The following is a 17,745-nucleotide window of genomic DNA, read 5'->3' on the forward strand; positions in this document are numbered from 1 at the left end:
AAAGTAAATAAAAACTAGTAAAATAAACGATTCTATAAAATATAACGCATAATTACAAATATGAGGTTGCAAATATGCGATATCAGTAGTATAATCAGAAACATTAAATATTTAAAAATCGATATTAAAATGTGTGACGATTTCGAATTTGGGAGGTTAAACACAATGAAAAAGCGTTTATTAGCGGCTGCGCTTGCGGCGACGATGGTTGCAGCCTCTGTGACAGGATGTGCGCAATCGGGAGATTCAAAGGGTACCGGTGATGCTGCGAGCGGAGACACCGTTAAAATCGGCGGGCTTGCTCCGCTGACCGGCAATGTATCCGTTTATGGAATTGCTACAAATAACGGAATTAAGCTTGCTGTCGATGAAATCAATAAAGCGGGCGGCGTTCTGGGCAAGAAGATCGAATATGTGCCCTATGATGAAAAGGGGGACGCCATTGAGGCCGTTAATGCTTATAATAAGCTGGTTCAGGATGACAAGGTGGTCGCGCTGATTGGCGACGTAACTTCCAAGCCGACGATTGCCGTTGCGCAAAAAGCGGTGAAAGACGGTTTGCCGATGATTACCGCGACCGGTACCGCTGCGGATATTACCAAGGCCGGCGAAAACGTATTCCGTGCCTGCTTTATCGATCCGTACCAGGGTGAACTGATGGCGGCTTATGCTGCAAGAAAGCTGAATGCGAAGACCGCCGCGATCATCTATGACAACGGCGACGACTATTCCACGGGTGTGGCAAACGCTTTTGAAGCGGCCGCAAAGTCCGAAGGGATTACCATTACCAACAAGGAAGCGTATCAGTCCGGCGCAATGGACTTTAAAACCCAGCTTACGAAGATTAAGGCAAGCAATCCGGATGTTGTTATGATTCCGGTTTATTACTCCGATGTTGCGCTGATTGCCGTACAGGCGAAAGACATCGGCCTGAAAGCAAAGCTGCTTGGCGCGGACGGCTGGGACGGTGTCCTTGAGAAAATCGACAAAAGCAACCAGGATGCTGTTAAGGGCTGCTATTTCTGCAGCCAGTACTCCGCGGAAAGCACGGATCCGAAGCTTCAGGAATTCCTGAAGAAATACAAGGAAACCTATAAAACCGATCCGAACATGTTTGCTGTTCTGGGTTATGATGCCATGGGCATGATGGCGGCGGCCATTAACAAGGCCGGTTCGACAGATTCAGACAAGATTGTTTCCGCGTTAAAAGCGCTGGAATACAAGGGACTTACCGGTAACACCACATTTGATGAAAACCGCAACCCGGTCAGAGAAGCGGTTATTACGACCATTTCCGACGGTAAGTATAAGTTTGTTGAAAACTTTAAAAAGTAATTCGTTCACTCAGTCAGATATTTTTGAATGAAAAAGAGGGTGAAGTAATTCACCCTCTTTTCGGATTTATTTGAAAAAGGCTTAGAATTGCAGGAGGGTGCAGCTTATGGAATTCTTATCCCAGGTAATCAACGGCCTTGGCATCGGCAGCATCTATGCTCTGGTGGCATTGGGCTACAGCATGGTTTACGGTATCGTACAGCTTATTAATTTCGCGCACGGCGATATTATTATGGTGGGAGCGTATACTGTTTTTGTCATTTTGGTCATGATGAATTTACCGCTCTGGCTGGCAGTGCTTGGCTCTATCCTGTTTTGCGGCGTCGCCGGTGTGCTCATTGAGCGTATTGCCTACCGTCGGCTGCTCGTGCACGAAGCGCCCCGGATTTCGCTGCTGATCACCGCAATCGGCGTCAGCATTTTCCTGCAAAATCTTTACCAACTGCTCTTCGGTTCGGATCCGAAGTCCATGCCGAAGATGTTTGCTTTTGCTCCGCTTCAGTTCGGCGGTGTTCAGTTGACATCTTCAACGATTATAAATATTTCGGTTTCGGTCGTTATGATGGCAGGACTTCAGCTTATGGTCAACAAAATGAAAATCGGAAAAGCAATGCGCGCGACTTCCGAGGACGCGGGTGCCGCAAAGCTGATGGGAATTAATACGAATACAACCATCGCGTTTACCTTTGGCATCGGTTCTGCTTTGGCGGCTGTCGGCGCCGTGCTTTACTGCAATACATATCCGCAGATAAAACCGGTTATGGGTGGGCTTCTGGGATTGAAAGCGTTTGTCGCGGCGGTGCTTGGCGGAATCGGGAGTATCCCCGGTGCTATGCTGGGCGGCTATCTTTTGGGCGTTGCGGAGAGCCTGACGAATGCCTATATCAGCAGCAACCTGACCGATGCGGTGGTTTTCGGGATTTTGATTATTGTCCTTCTGGTCAAACCGACTGGGCTTTTGGGCAAAAATACAAGGGAGAAGGTGTAACGGATGCTGGGTATATCAAAAAAGAAAAGGATTTCCTATTTGGTAAATCTGGCGATCGTATTCCTTATATATTTTGGAATCTCCACCCTGATCGCCCAGAGAGTGATTAACAGCTATTATTCCGATATTATCAATATGATGCTTATTAACATTATTCTTGCTGTCAGCTTAAACCTAGTGACCGGCTTGCTTGGACAGCTTGTTCTGGGACATGCCGGCTTCATGCTGGTGGGCGCTTACTCCGCCGCCCTGTTTACGTTGAATGTTAAGCTTCCGTTTACGGTTTCGTTCCCAATTGCTTTGATTATCGGTGGACTTGCCGCCGCGTTGTCCGGCTTTATTATCGGCGTCCCGGCGCTGCGGCTGCGGGGCGATTACCTTGCGATTATTACGCTCGGTTTCGGAGAAATTATCCGCGTTATCGCGAACAACCTGACGATTACGAACGGCGCCAAGGGCCTTTACGGGATGGAGTCTCTCAATACGCGGCATAACCTTACGGGGATGTTTACCTATATATTCTTTATTGCTGTGTTTGTAATCTTTTTGAATTTTACTTTTGGAACCTCACGCCATGGGCGTGCCGTTATTGCCATCCGCGAGGATGAAATTGCGGCGGAGGCGGCTGGTATACACACAACCTATTATAAACTGCTCGCCTTCGTTCTGGCGGCGTTTATCGCCGGTGTGGCGGGCGGACTTTACGCGCACCAGATCGGTTTGATCGACCCGTCAAAATTCGATTTCAACCGCTCAACGGAAATCCTCGTTATGGTTGTACTGGGCGGTATGGGGTCCATTACCGGGTCCATTCTATCCGCTGGGGTTTTGACCATTCTGCCGGAAGCGCTGCGCGGATTTTCCAATTACCGCATGCTTTTGTATTCGGTCGTATTAATCTGCGTCATGCTGTTCCGCCCGACGGGCCTTTTGGGGCGCAGCGAGTTTTCGCTGACGGGAGCCTTTGAAAAAATCCGCAGTACTGTGGGCGGCAATAAAAAGAATGCCGCAAAAAAGGAGGGTTGACCGATGCCTGTGCTCGAAACAAAAAATTTAGGCATTGCCTTTGGAGGCCTTCAGGCCCTTCAGGATGTTCATTTTTCGATTGAGAAGGGCGAAATTTTCGGCCTGATTGGGCCGAACGGCGCGGGAAAAACAACCGTTTTTAACCTGCTGACCAATGTTTATGTGCCGACAGAGGGCGTTATTTCGCTGGATGGCGTGAATATCGTCGGGAAAAAGACTTATCAGATTACGCAGAACGGGATTGCCCGTACCTTTCAGAATATCCGTCTGTTTAAGGATATTTCCGTTATTGATAATGTTAAAATTGCAATGAACTACCAGATGAAGTATTCCGTCTTGTCGGGAATCTTCCGCTTGCCTTCCTACTGGAAGGAGGAAAAAGCGGTTACCGAGCGTGCATATGAGCTTTTAAAGGTCTTTCATCTGGAAGAGCACGCGGATGATCTGGCGAAGAACCTTCCTTACGGGCAGCAGCGCAAGCTGGAAATTGCCCGCGCGCTTGCGGCGAATCCGAAGGTGCTGCTTCTGGATGAACCCGCCGCTGGTATGAACCCGACGGAAACAAAGGAACTAATGGAAACCATTGCGCTAATCCGTGACAAATTCAAGGTTGCGGTTCTGCTTATAGAACACGATATGAACTTTGTTATGGGAATCTGCGAGCATATCGTTGTTTTGGATTACGGCAGAATTATTGCGGAGGGAAGCGCCGAGGAAGTGCGCAGCAACCCGAAAGTCATTGCCGCATATCTTGGGGGTGAGTAAAATGGGAGTTATGCTGTCCGTTAAAAATCTGGATGTTTACTACGGTTCCATCCATGCAATTAAAAATATTTCCTTTGAAGTGGCGGAAGGGGAAATTGTAACACTAATTGGGGCAAACGGCGCCGGAAAAACAACGACGCTTCATTCCATTTCTGGCCTGGTCAAACCGAAAAGCGGGGAGATTACCTTCTGCGGCAACAACCTGATGGCAGTCGAGCCGCATAAAATCATACGGCTGGGTCTTGCGCAGGTTCCGGAGGGCAGAAGAATTTTTGCGAAAATGACGGTGCAGGAAAATCTGGAAATGGGCGCCTATATCCGGAACGACGGGGGCGCAATAAGCGAAGACTATGAAAAGATCTTTGAACGCCTTCCGCGCTTGAAAGAGCGCCGCAGGCAGATTGCCGGAACACTAAGCGGAGGCGAGCAGCAGATGCTGGCGATTGGCCGCGCCCTGATGTGCAATCCGAAGATGCTGCTTCTGGATGAACCGTCTATGGGGCTTTCCCCGCTGCTTGTAGGCGAAATTTTTGAAATTATAAAGGATGTTAACAAAACCGGCGTGACGGTGCTGCTAGTGGAACAGAATGCGAAGAAAGCGCTCGAAATCGCGGATCACGCCTATGTTCTGGAAACCGGTTCAATTGCCATGCAGGGCGACGCGGACGAACTAGCAAACAATGAAAAGGTGCGAAAGGCCTACCTCGGCGGTTAAAAGTCGATATGCCTGGCGCCGGCGCGTTCCGTTCATAGTCTGCAGAAGAGGCGGAAGCACAGCTTCCGCCTCTTTCCGGCCATAAGAGAATATTTTATGTGTGGAAGCCTTCAAGCACTATTCCCCGCTGGATGTGCTGAATCAGCGGGGTTAATGTAAAGTCGTCAGCGTGGTAGTCGGATAGTACCATGCCAGAATCTGTTGGTAAGAAGCACCCTGCGACGCCATATAATTCGCACCGACCTGGCTCATCCCCACGCCGTGCCCGTATCCTTTTACAAGGAAGGTAAAGGTTCCGTTTGCATAGGATATGGAGAAATTTGGGGAACGCAGCGCGAACGCGCTGCGGATGTCGCTGCCCTTTATGTTTACGCCGCCGATCTGTATGTTCTTAATTGTTCCGGAAGCCGTCCGCTGGATATTCCCGACCCATGTAGACGGGTCGCCGGACAGGTTCGCTTTTGGCGCGGTTTTCAGCACCGCCGCTTTAAACTGGGCTGTGCTGAACGTCGCCGTTGTCTGGTAGCCGCTTGCAAACACGTCCCCGGGGCTTGCCACCGCGACAAGGTACTTGCGCTTCCCGCCCCAGATATCCTCCGAAGTTTCCGTATTGCCGGAGGATATCGCGTAATAGGTAGCGTCGGCTAGCTCGCCGTCGCTTTTCAGAACCTTTCCGTAAATGGCGTCTACCACTTTGGTGAGTTTGTTGTAGTAGGTATCAAAATTCGCTCCCCACCGCTGTTTCATCTGCTCTTTGGTAACATAAATCTGCCATCCCTGCGTGTCCGCGGCAAAGTCCGCCCCTTTCAGGGATGCGGTCGGGTTGCTTCTTTGCTGTTCGCGCAGGCGGCTGTAATAGGTGTAAGCGGCAACGCCCTGCGCCTTGAGCGCTTCCGGATGAAAGTCCGGCGACATTTCGGTGACGATCGCGCCGTAAAGAAAGCTTCGGTCGTCTGCGGTAATCACGGTGTTGCTTTTGGTGTCCAGTATTTTAAAGCCGGAAACGGCGCTTTTCGTGCCGGGGGCGACGCTTTGCTGCTGGGGCTTTGCCAGCGGTACGCTGCTTGCCGCCTTTTTCAACTTGTCTGTCTTGTCCGGTATTTTGGCGCCAATGGATAGGAATGGGACGGTAAACATAATCAAAAACAGAAGAAGTCCAAGGAATGCTTTTCCCTTCATTTCAATCCACCGTTTCTCCGTGCTGCACAGTATTTGATGAATAGGCGTCCAGAATTTCCACGGGAAATATCGGCGGCCCCTTTCCCGCTTCCAGTAGGGAAGCGTTTTGAAAATAGGATCTTTTTGCAGGCTGGTGGCTTTCAACCTGTTCACTTCCTTATTCTGATGATCAATACATTTTACATTCGAACACGATGAAATATTCATTATTTTTAAATATATTTCCTATACGCAGAAATATAGGGAAAATATGAAATTTTTCAAAGATTACATTGCAAATGCAGGGATTTTGTAGCCGTATATTTACTTGACTTTAGGCATGCGCTGATATATATTAAGAATATCAGCATAAAAAAGCTCATGGCGCTGTCGGTTCTGCCACACGGAACAGGGCAGTCTTTTTTAAATTTGTGTGGAGAAATGGTGTGTATCATGGCAGAAATTGTTCTTGAGCAAGATGATCCGGGGCTTCGGGGCTTGTGCGACGAATTCAGAGCCAATAATAAGATTCCCCCGGAAAAATTTGAATTGTATCAGGTGAAGCGCGGCCTGCGCAATCCGGACGGAACAGGCGTTATGGCCGGCCTTACCACGATTTGTAATGTACATGGCTACTTAATCGCGGACGGCGAACGGATTCCGGACGAAGGAAAGCTTACATACCGCGGCATCGACGTGAACGATATTGTTAATGGATGCATTGCGGATAACCGTTTTGGTTACGAGGAGGTTGCATGGCTTTTGCTTTTCGGCGAGCTGCCGAGCAAGGAACAGCTCCAAACCTTTGTCCGCACGCTGAACAGTTATCGTGAGCTCCCCGAATACTTCGCCGAGGATATGATTATTAAAGCGCCTTCAAAAAACATTATGAACAAGCTGGCGCGTTCCGTCCTGGCACTTTACTCCTACGATGAAAATCCGGACGACACATCGCTAGAAAACAATATGCGGCAGGCAATCCAACTGATTGCTCGGCTTCCTACGATTATGACGTACGCCTATCAGGTGAAAAGGCGCCACTTTGATAAAAAGAGCATGTATTTCCATCCGATTGACCCGAAGCATTCCACGGCGCAGTCCATTCTGAATGCGATCCGGCCGGACAGGAGTTTTACGGATGAAGAAGCGAAGCTGCTCGACCTTTGCCTGATGCTTCACGCAGAGCACGGCGGCGGCAACAACTCCACCTTTACCGTCCGCGTCCTTTCTTCAACCGGTACGGACACGTATTCCGCGATTGCGGCCGCAATCGGTTCCCTGAAAGGTCCGCGCCATGGCGGCGCCAACCACAGGGTCATGATGATGATGAGGGACATCATGGAGAATGTGCACAATTGGGAGGACGAAACCGAGCTTTCCCGATACCTTGTTAAAATTGTCCGCGGGGAGGCCGCCGACCATTCCGGCTTAATATATGGAATGGGACACGCGGTTTATACGCTTTCTGACCCGAGAGCCGTTATCCTGAAGAACAAGGCCCGCAGGCTGGCGGAAGAAAAGGATATGCTGAAAAAGTTCGAACTGTTTGAGCGGGTGGAAAAGCTGGCTCCCGACGCGTTCGCCAAGGTAAAGGGCGAGCGGAAGGTCATCTCAGCCAACGTGGACTTTTATTCCGGCCTAGTTTACGAGATGCTGGGAATCCCAAGCGACCTGTATACCCCGCTTTTCGCCATTTCCCGTATTGCCGGCTGGTGCGCCCACCGTATGGAGGAAATGGAAACCTGCGGCAGAATTATGCGTCCTGCGTACCGGTCCCTGTCGAAAAGCAGGCCCTACATACCCCTTGAAAAACGCGACGCGCAGTGATAACGGAAGGAAGATATGATGAAAATTAAAAATGCCTGGATTGTCTTTGCTGTTACATTGCTGATTACCCTTCCGCTCCGGCTGTATCAAATCTGCTTCTTAAGCGAAGAAGGCACAGGATTTTATACCGACGGAATTCGGACGACGGCAATGATTTCCTTTGTGCTTGCGGTTGGGGCCGCCCTGATGCTCATAATGTCTGCTATGGACCGCAGAAGCCGTGCACCCTACAGCCCGATTCGCAGCATTCCGGCCGCGGTTTTCGGGATTCTGACCGGCGTGGGCGTGATTGTGGGATGTGTCATAAGCCTTTTCGGAATTGAAAGCCTGCAAAGCCAGCTTGCCTATACTGCTTTAACAGTTCTTGGCGTTTTCGCAGCGATCGTATTGATTCTTGCCGGCTCCAACTTTGCGGCGGGGAAAAACACCTTTGAAAAACAGCCCCTTCTTGCGTTGGTACCTTCCGTGTGGGGTTGCGCATGCCTTGTCGCCATGTTTATCCGTTTTGTGGCCGTTGTGAATGTGGCGGAAAATATTTACGATACTTTTACAGTAATTTTTATTTTGCTGTTCCTGTTCCATCAGGCAAAGCTGCTTGCACGTATAGATGATGAAAAAAGTGGAAAAATGATTTATATGTTTGGCATTCCGGCGGCGCTCATGGCCCTGTTAACCGGCATCACCGGCACCGTGGAGCAGATAATCCATGTTACCCGCCAGGGACTGTTCCCGTCCGGCTTCTACCCGGCCAATATTCTCTTTGCGCTGTATATTCTTTTCTTCCTTGCGGCGGTTTCCAAAAATTCAGTTGTCCGGGTGTCCGCCGATATTCAGGAATTTGCGCGGGATCCGGCGCAAACGGCAGAAAGTGGAACGGAGGAAGGAGAAACAGAGGAAGAGAATGCCGAACCGATCCAGGAGAGCTGTTTAGAGTATCTTACAAGGACCTACGGCAGCGATATCTGCTTTTTTAATCATACAAGCAGCCCTTTTCTGAAGAGAATTGAAAAAAGCTAGTTAAAATTATATCAAATCACTTGTAAAATGGCGTAGAATGCTATAAAATAGGAAAAGAAACAATAAATTTCAGGAGGTATTTGTTTTATGTCTATTAAAGTTGGCATTAACGGGTTTGGCCGCATCGGCCGCTTAGTATTCCGTGCAGCAGTCGCCCAGCCGGAAACATTTGAAATTGTTGGTATTAACGATCCGTTCATTGATGTAGATTACATGGTCTACATGGTAAAATACGATACCATGCATGGTCATTTCCAGGGCGACGTTAAGGCTGAGGACGGCAAGCTGGTCGTCAACGGCAAAAAGATCGAAGTTTTTGCTGAAAAAGAGCCTTCCCAGATTCCGTGGGGCAAGATCGGCGTTGAATATGTTGTAGAATCCACCGGTGTGTTCTGCACAACCGAAAAGGCTTCTGCCCATATCGCAGCCGGCGCAAAGAAGGTTGTTATTTCCGCGCCTGCAAAGGATAAGGAAACCCCGACATTTGTATGCGGCGTAAACCTCGACACTTACAAGAAAGACATGAAGGTTGTTTCGAATGCTTCCTGCACAACAAACTGCCTTGCTCCTCTGGCTAAGGTTATCAACGACAAGTTCGGCATCGTTGAAGGCCTGATGACAACCGTTCACTCCACAACCGCTACCCAGAAGACCGTTGACGGTCCTTCCATGAAAGACTGGAGAGGCGGTCGTGCGGCAGCAGGCAACATCATTCCTTCTTCTACTGGTGCTGCAAAGGCATGTGCGCTTGTTATTCCGGAAGTAAAGGGCAAACTGACCGGTATGTCCATGCGCGTTCCGACTCTGGACGTTTCCGTTGTTGACCTGACCGTAAGACTTGAAAAGGCAACCACTTATGATGAGATCTGCGCAGCCGTTAAGGAAGCTTCCGAAGGCGAAATGAAGGGTATCCTCGGCTACACCGAAGACGCGGTTGTTTCTTCCGACTTCCTCGGCGATTCCCGCACTTCTATCTTTGATAAGAATGCCGGTATCATGCTGAATGATCATTTCGTAAAGCTTGTTTCCTGGTACGACAATGAATGGGGTTACAGCAACAAGGTTCTCGACCTGATTAAGCACATGAACAAAGTTGACCACGAATAAGAACCCGCATTAAACCTAGGTTTTTTGAAGGTTTGACTTAATTGGTATGCTTCGGTCGAATCAGTTGTATTGTGAATAAACCGTTTTTGTTATGACAACGGTTTCCGTTGTATCGTATTTATACGAGTAACTAAATGGCTATCATAACGCAAGATTTACACCCTTTGTTATTTTGTTTTTTGCAAATTAACAAGGGGTGTTTTGTTATGTTATTGAAAGACCTGTCAGAAGAATTCAAGTTCAATTGTCAATGCAGAAAGTTGTCTGAAAAGACAACAAGCAACTACAACAAACAGGTAAATTATCTTCTTAGGTATCTTGAGGACGAGCATAATGTAACGCAGTTAGAGGACGTTAAACCACAGCAAATTAAACAGTTTCTTATCATGATGCAAAAGAAAGGGAGAAAGCCGCAATATATCAATGATCTATTGAAAGCGTTCAAGTGTTTTTTTAAGTATCTGCAAGAGGAAGAATATACAACGGATTTGATTACTGAAAAGATTAAGAATGTTAAACAACCGAAAGTGATAATTCAAACTTTTACAGATGATGAAGTTAAGCGAATGGTTCAATTTTATTCCGGCAATGACTACCTGAATATTAGAAACAGAACAATACTGTGCTTATTCTTTGATACTGGTATTCGACTGAATGAACTTATCACATTAAGGGATGAGCAAATTCATGATGATTATATTCTGATTCATGGTAAGGGAGATAAGGAAAGAGTTGTACCGAAATCACCTTATTTGGCTCGATGCCTTTTCAAGTATCAGATCGTTAAGAAGAGTTACTTTGAATACAGGACACAGAAGTATGACAATACCTTTTTGAGTAAGAACGGCAAACCATTAACACATGAAGCCATAGAACGAATGGTAAGGGTTACAGGCAAGGAATGTAAAGTTAATAGTAATATCAGGTGTAGTCCTCATACTTGCCGCCATACGTTCGCACAGATGCAATTAAAGAACGGTTTGGACATCTATGCACTTTCAAGAATTATGGGGCATGAAAGCATATCAATCACGCAAAGATATTTAGAGGGATTAAAGGACAGAGATGTATTAGTTGCAGGAACTAAGACCAGTCCTTTAATGAATCTTTAAAGGTATTAGTACAATATTAAAATAAGTAGTATAATACTAATTGTATATTTACTTTAATGGTTTGTGTACAATTAGTATTATTATTTTGTGTAGTAATGATGGTAATGTATGGTGTAGGGAATAGAGGATAGTTATATTGTAAACTAATATTGTTACAATATTGTAATATCTAAAATAATTTTTAAGGTATGTTCATGTTTCTAAAAAGTCGCTATGATTGAAATAACAACAAAAAACAGGTGCATAGCATTTCACTACACACCTGCAATCATAATATCAAATTTGTAACATACAATTATGCAATAATTATACACTGTTTATACATTTACTGATTATCTTCCGAATCGGCACTAATATTAGGCCTAATTCATGAGTTAGCAATAGGTAATTATACAAAATATGAATTTTGGATAATTGTAATTGTATATAATATCTAATAAATAGGGTATAATGTGCTGAATTACTTGTATATAATGACTAATAATAATGACATATACCATATATTGTGATTAGGACAGAGGATAAAGGGTATAAACACAGCAATTTACCTGATATTTTCGGCATTTTAACAACATGAAATAAAGATTTTATTTGATGATTGTGTGTCCAACACAGGGAAGTAATGAGTGTTTTATACATAAAATATACATTGTAGGATAGGGGATATAGGGGATAATAGTACCCCCTTTTTCTCAGAATGTGCTATAGCTAACTCACTTTTTTTCTGCCAACAAAAATTTTAGGGTACGTTTTAGGGGGAGAAAATTTTCACATACCTTATGTTAAATAGGAGCATGAAATTTCGTGCACCTGTCCCTCAAATATGAGGGTATACAAATCTGCATATCTTTAAACGTACCCAAAAATTTTAAGGAGGGCAAAATTTTACCCACCTCAACTTACAATAAATTCATTATAAAAAACATATAAATTTCAACTAAACTTTTCACCTATGAAATTATACCCCTAAACCCTTTTCTCTTGAATTTACTTTATTTTTACTTATTCCTGCTTATAAAAAACACTATTAGAAAGGACTTGATATAATGGCTACTTCAATTACTGTCCTAGATCGCCTCAAAATGGAATTGAATAACAAGGATTATTATTCAGATGATGCCTATACCATATATCTTTCAGAGAATAACCTAACGGCTACAGATACCTATGCAGCCGCAACAATGAAAAAGCAGTTATTCCAGACCGTTTATGATGTATTGGATTCACTTGCTAATAATCTTGATTTGTTCCGTTCTATTGAAACAGAATTCACTACTACAGGACAAGCATATCAATATTTACAGAAACGGCTTGATGATATTGAAAAGAAAATCCTTGCTATTCCAGACAGCACAGGTACAACCGAATCACAATTCAATTTCATGTATCATAACTAAAGGGGGCAGAAGAATGTATAATACGCTTAATTCTGCCTTTACTGACGCTCTTAAACGTGAAGGTAAGGTAATTACATCTTATTCAGATAACACGCCCTATACTGTCATATTTAAGCGTAATAGCGATACAAACCAACTACAAGACAAGTTGACAATATTCTATCCTGTATCTGAAGGAATTCATGCCGGACAGTTATTAACATATGGTAATAAGCATTTTCTTACCTTGAATCAAGAATCGCCGGAAAATGATATTTATTATAAGTCCGATTTAATTGAAACAAACGCTATACTTCACGCAATAACAAACGGTACAGAAATAAATGTGCCAGTATATGCCTATGACATTACAAATGGATTAACACAGAATAATAATGTAATTTCTCTTGTCAGCGGTGATATTCACATTATTGCAGAACCTAGTTTGATTCAATCACTGGCTATTGACAGCACATTTGATGCAGTAGGCAGACATTGGAAGATAGACAATATAATTTCAAAGGATAATGTAAAACACTTGTATTGTGAAGTTACTCAAACAACACATACCTATACTGTTTCGGTTACTGGTAATGATGCTTATCATAGGGGAGAATCTGCTCAATTAACCGCAACGGCAAAGGAAGATAGTACGATTATTAATAATGCTTCTTTTGTATGGACTTCTTCTGATACATCACTGGCAACGGTAGACAATACAGGACTTGTTCAATTTGTTGGTGATGGCAACGTAACAATAACCGCAACATGGACAACACAAAATGTAAGCGGCACAAAAGAAATTTCAATTGTAGAACCAGATGTATATTCATTAGTAGTTACCGCTAATGATACCTATACAACTGCTGATACTCCTACACTTACGGCAATAGCACAGAAGAATGGTACAACGGATTCTACGGCAACAATAACATGGACTTCTTCTGATACAACGGTTGCCACAATTGACAGTACAGGTAAAGTAACTTTCTTAATTGCAGGTAGTGTAACCTTTACTGCCACATGGACAGAACAAAATATTACTGCTACAAAGACAGTGACAGTAACGCAAGCCGAAAATATGACTTGTACTATTACATCTCCAAGTGCGGCAACAATTAAAGTAGGTATGAGTAAAACCTTAACTGCTCATTTCTGGAAAGGTAGTACAGAACAAACAGGAATAACACCTGTATGGACTGTTATTCCCCCTACTGGTTATGAAAGCAATATTACATACACAACAAGCGGTATGACAATTACACTTACTGCGGCAAACAAAACGGCTATGATAGGTCAGTACATTAATGTAACATTGGCAGATTCAAACCATACTTGTAGTGCAACGTTACAAGTCAAGATTGTTTCTCTAATATAAAGGCAGGTGAAATAAATGGACGTTCAGGCAATTACACAGATTATTAGTACAGTTGGCTTCCCTATTGCCGCTTGTATCGGTTTGGGTTGGTTTGTCTATCATTTTGTGAATAAGGTTACAAATGATTCAACCGCAAGGGAACAATTACTTATGCAGCACCTTGAAGATCAAAATAATGTACTTACTGAAATCAGCAAGAACATGGATAAAATGAGTACCACATTGGATAATATGAACCAACGACTTTCCATAGTGGAAATGAAGGTGGAAACTAAAGTACAGGGGAATTAAATATAAACGGTGTATTGATTGTGGTAGTTTGTTTTTAATTGGAGTTGGTGTAAAAAATAAGAAACGATGTGATGACTGTCAAGAAATAGCAGATAGAAGGTTAAAATCTATTCGTAATAAAAAATATTATGATAACCATAAAGATTAAGACGGTTTTTATTTTTATAAAAATATTGAAAAAGTCCAGTAACCATGCGGTTTTCTGGACTTTTTATTTTTAGTAATTATTATCAAAAACATTAACAAACCGCAGTATAAAGCCATTTTTACTAATTTACTAATTTTAAATTAGTTCGTCAACTATGGAGAACTGCATCAAATATTTTAAATGTAGAACGCACAAATTAAAAGTGTTACGCTAACAAATCTAAAGTTAATCGGCTTTAAGCCTAGCAAATATCAAATATTATCGGCATAGTATTAATTTTCATATATATGGTAAGAGATATTAATATACTAGACGTTTGTTTTAAAATGATTTTCGAGAATTGGGTTATGAATATATGAAGTATTGCAATGATGGGAAATTTATCAAGTGTGTTGATTGCGGAAGATTAATAAAATTATATTCCAAGGATAATCAAACAGTACGTTGTGATAAATGTCAACATAAAAGAGATATTAAGCGTCAAAACAAATGGAGAGATGAGTGGAGGAAACGTCAGAAAAAGTAACTTGGAATACGTAGCAAATTAAAAGTTAAACTCTTAAAACTCCTAGAGCCATGCGGACTTTGGGAGTTTTAATTTTTATATATGTAAATTCCTAATATGATAAGGTAGAGATTAATTTTTAATCAATTAGTTTATATAATACCCCAATATACTATATCATATTCGTATTCCAAAAGATAATCAAACAGTACGTTGTGATAAATGTCAACATATACATTTGCAACAGTTGTGGAGAGAATCTAAGCGTAAGCAAAGAATGTCCTAAGCACAAATTAAAAGTTAAACCATTAAAACTCCTAGAGCCATGCGGCTTCTGGGAGTTTTTTCATTCCCTTTATATATACAGTATGGAAAAACATAAAAATTAGTATTTTATACAGCACAAATTAAAAGTTAAACTCTTAAAAACTTAGTACCAATGCGGTTTCTGGGAGTTTTTTGTTTTTTATATAATATTGGTAAAGAAAAAATCTGTATAGCACAAATTAAAAGTTAAACCCTTAAAAACTTAGTACCCATGCGACTTCTAGGAGTTTTTTGTTTTTTATATAATATTGGTAAAAGAAATAGTAAATATCCCAATATACTATATCATATTCGTATGCTAAGGATAACCAAACAGTTCGTTGTGCAGAGTGTCAGCACAAAAGAGATATTAAGCGTCAAAACAAATGGAGAGATGAGTGGAGGAAACGTCAGAAAAAGTAACTTGGAATACGTAGCAAATTAAAAGTTAAACCCTTAAAACTCCTAGAGCCATGCGGCTTCTGGGAGTTTTTTGTTTTTTATATAATATTGGTAAAGAAAAAGTCTTGTGGAACTTTTTAATTGAATAGCCTTTTTTTGTAACGCTAACAAATTAAAAATTCCAAAGCACAAATTGAATAAAAATTGCTTAAAACTCCTAGAGCCATGCCGACTTTAGGACTTTTTGTTGTACCGCTATATATACAGTATGGAAATACATAAATAATGATTTCCTACTGTTATATATTTTTTTGACTTAAAATCAAATAAAGCAAAGAATGTCCTAAGCACAATTTAATCTTTATAAATCTCAAACTCCTAGAGCCATGCGGCTTTTAAGCATTTTCAAAAATCCTTAACTTAGGGATAGAAACTATACTTTAAAATTTAAAAAAGAAGGGTGTAATCTCAAATGAAGTACGAGCGAATCAATGACTATGCATTTATTGGTGAAGATCACACAACCATAAAGGTAGTTATTGATAACACAACCTATAAGTCATGTGCTATGTGTGATTCCTTTTATCCTATTGATGGACACAATACAAAATACTGTCCTGATTGCAGAAAGAAAGCAAATAGTATAAAAACAAGTACCAGACAAAACAAGTGATTAACCTTGTGGAAAGTTTTCCATAGGGTTTTTCTATACACACAAATAACATAATGGGATGATATTCAATAACTGGCTCATTGTTTCAGCGATACAGGGATTGAGTACATAACAGGAAAGAGGTTAATTATGGAACAAGAAAATACCAACGTTCAGCAAGAAGAAAATGTCACTATGACGAAAACAGAATATCAAAAATCAATCCAATCCGCAGAGGATAAACTCCGTACCAGTTATTCAAAACAAATTAAGGCTCTTGAGGATAAAATCAAGGAACTTACACCTGCTGATAAGACAGATGCGGAACTGGATTATGAAAAGCGTGTCAAGGAACTTGAAGCAAGGGAAAAGAAAATGAATTTGCTTGAATCATTGACCGCTAAAAACATTGATAAGTCATTTGCCGACTATCTCAAAGACGATATTGACATTGAAGCATTCAGTACATATTTCCAGAAGATTATAAATCATGAGGTTGAATCTTCCGGCTTTAAACCTTCAGGACATAACAACAACGTTCAAATGTCAAAAGACAAATGGCACTCAATGAGTTATCACGAAAAACAGGAATTTTATAATTCCAATCCTGAACTTGCTAAAAAGTTCATGCAGTAAGAAAACAAACAATTATTAAATGAAAGAAAGAGGTATATATTATGGCTACTATTTTTATTCCTGAAATTTTCTCTGATGCAGTAAATGAAAAATTAGGTACTACACTTCGTTTTGGTTCTGTTGCGTTCGATGCTTCTAGCCTTGTGCCGGAAATTAAAACCGCAGGTGATACAATGCACTTCCCAAAAATCAAGAGAACCGCAGTTGTAGAGAATGTAGTTAAGGGTACTGCCCTTACTCCGGCTGAACTTGATATGAGCGATTCTACCGCAGAAATCAAATATATCGGCTCTGCTTTCCGTATTTATGATAAAGACAAAGCACAGGTAAAAGGTGTATTGCAGGACAAAATTGTTATGCAGGTAAGTGATGTTATGGCAAAACAAATTGATACAGACCTTGCTGCCGCTTGTGATACTGCTGTGTTTAAGAGTGCAGTTGCCGCCGCTGATAAAATCACTTCCGCTGAATTGCAGACAGGTATTGATAATTTTGGCGATTCTGTAGATACGGATTCTTTTGCCGCTATTATCATCAATGCTAAACTTCGCTCTAGCTTTGCAGGTATGGACGAATTTGTTAATACCGCAAAAACCTATCAGACAAATGGTAATGGTTTAGTCCAAAATGGTGTTATCGGTTATTATTTCGGTATTCCTGTTATCGTTACAAATAACGGTACATGGGATTCCACAAAGTTAGAAGCAAAAACTTATATTATCAAAAAAGATGCCCTCGGTTATGTATTCCAGAAGAATGTAACCCTTGAGGAAAGCCGTCAGGCACTTCTGCTTGCAACTGATGTTGTGGCTTCTTCTCTTTATGCTACAAAACTTCTTGATGATAAGGGTGTTGTCGTACTTAGAAAGACAGTTGCCTAACTTTCAGGAAAATTTTCCTTAATGTTTAAATAATCTTTATAAAGGTCGGAGTGTCAATAGATGCTCCGGCTTTTTCTATATCTACTGATAAAAACAAGATTCAGCAGGTATAGAAAAGGA

Annotated in this window: 15 protein-coding genes; 14 read left to right on the top strand and 1 reads right to left on the bottom strand. The window is 42.3% G+C overall.

The genetic code is table 11. The features are described 5' to 3' along the window. The first annotated feature begins 165 nt into the window (after positions 1–165). The 5 genes from CAGA_RS09990 to CAGA_RS10010 all read left to right on the top strand — a co-directional run bounded on the left by CAGA_RS09990 (position 166) and on the right by CAGA_RS10010 (position 4,829). Positions 166–1,335 carry an ABC transporter substrate-binding protein gene (locus tag CAGA_RS09990; protein ID WP_135660401.1) on the top strand — a complete coding sequence of 390 codons (1,170 nt, stop codon included), beginning with the start codon at positions 166–168 and terminating at the stop codon, positions 1,333–1,335. Positions 1,336–1,441: 106 nt separating this feature from the next. Continuing rightward, a complete protein-coding gene (locus CAGA_RS09995) occupies positions 1,442–2,323 on the top strand; it encodes a branched-chain amino acid ABC transporter permease (RefSeq protein ID WP_135660403.1) in 882 nt (293 codons plus the stop codon). 3 nt (positions 2,324–2,326) lie between these two features. Next, positions 2,327–3,349, top strand: coding sequence for a branched-chain amino acid ABC transporter permease (locus tag CAGA_RS10000; RefSeq protein WP_207669572.1), 1,023 nt, complete (start codon positions 2,327–2,329; stop codon positions 3,347–3,349). A 3-nt stretch (positions 3,350–3,352) separates the two neighbouring features. Next, positions 3,353–4,114, top strand: coding sequence for an ABC transporter ATP-binding protein (locus CAGA_RS10005; protein ID WP_135660406.1), 762 nt, complete (start codon positions 3,353–3,355; stop codon positions 4,112–4,114). 1 nt (position 4,115) lies between these two features. Then, positions 4,116–4,829 carry an ABC transporter ATP-binding protein gene (locus CAGA_RS10010; RefSeq protein ID WP_135660408.1) on the top strand — a complete coding sequence of 238 codons (714 nt, stop codon included), beginning with the start codon at positions 4,116–4,118 and terminating at the stop codon, positions 4,827–4,829. A 150-nt stretch (positions 4,830–4,979) separates the two neighbouring features. Here CAGA_RS10010 and spoIID read toward each other — a convergent pair whose 3' ends face one another. Next, complete coding sequence (spoIID, locus tag CAGA_RS10015; RefSeq protein WP_135660410.1) at positions 4,980–6,008, bottom strand: stage II sporulation protein D; 1,029 nt, start codon at positions 6,006–6,008, stop codon at positions 4,980–4,982. Between the two features lie 432 nt (positions 6,009–6,440). Between spoIID and CAGA_RS10020 the strand changes: the two genes are divergently transcribed. The 9 genes from CAGA_RS10020 (at position 6,441) to CAGA_RS10060 (ending at position 17,625) form a co-directional block, all read left to right on the top strand. Then, positions 6,441–7,814 (top strand): citrate/2-methylcitrate synthase, encoded by a 1,374-nt coding sequence (locus tag CAGA_RS10020; RefSeq protein WP_135660412.1) that lies wholly within the window; start codon positions 6,441–6,443, stop codon positions 7,812–7,814. Positions 7,815–7,829: 15 nt separating this feature from the next. Beyond that, positions 7,830–8,831, top strand: coding sequence for a hypothetical protein (locus CAGA_RS10025; RefSeq protein WP_135660414.1), 1,002 nt, complete (start codon positions 7,830–7,832; stop codon positions 8,829–8,831). Between the two features lie 87 nt (positions 8,832–8,918). Beyond that, positions 8,919–9,938, top strand: coding sequence for a type I glyceraldehyde-3-phosphate dehydrogenase (gap, locus tag CAGA_RS10030; RefSeq protein ID WP_135660416.1), 1,020 nt, complete (start codon positions 8,919–8,921; stop codon positions 9,936–9,938). A 206-nt stretch (positions 9,939–10,144) separates the two neighbouring features. Continuing rightward, entirely contained in the window at positions 10,145–11,050 is a 906-nt protein-coding gene (locus tag CAGA_RS10035) for a tyrosine-type recombinase/integrase (protein ID WP_167875216.1), read from the top strand. A gap of 1,046 nt (positions 11,051–12,096) precedes the next feature. Further along, positions 12,097–12,447, top strand: a complete 351-nt coding sequence (locus CAGA_RS10040; protein WP_243113019.1) for a hypothetical protein — start codon at positions 12,097–12,099, stop codon at positions 12,445–12,447. A gap of 13 nt (positions 12,448–12,460) precedes the next feature. After that, complete coding sequence (locus CAGA_RS10045; RefSeq protein ID WP_167875217.1) at positions 12,461–13,804, top strand: Ig-like domain-containing protein; 1,344 nt, start codon at positions 12,461–12,463, stop codon at positions 13,802–13,804. Between the two features lie 15 nt (positions 13,805–13,819). Next, complete coding sequence (locus tag CAGA_RS10050; protein WP_135660422.1) at positions 13,820–14,095, top strand: hypothetical protein; 276 nt, start codon at positions 13,820–13,822, stop codon at positions 14,093–14,095. Positions 14,096–16,258: 2,163 nt separating this feature from the next. Further along, complete coding sequence (locus CAGA_RS10055; RefSeq protein WP_135660424.1) at positions 16,259–16,744, top strand: hypothetical protein; 486 nt, start codon at positions 16,259–16,261, stop codon at positions 16,742–16,744. A 41-nt stretch (positions 16,745–16,785) separates the two neighbouring features. Continuing rightward, on the top strand, positions 16,786–17,625 hold the full coding sequence (locus CAGA_RS10060; RefSeq protein ID WP_135660426.1) for a hypothetical protein: 840 nt from the start codon (positions 16,786–16,788) through the stop codon (positions 17,623–17,625). Positions 17,626–17,745: the final 120 nt, after the last annotated feature.

Source organism: Caproiciproducens galactitolivorans, from assembly GCF_004768785.1.
GTDB classification, from domain to species: Bacteria; Bacillota; Clostridia; order Oscillospirales; family Acutalibacteraceae; genus Caproiciproducens; species Caproiciproducens galactitolivorans.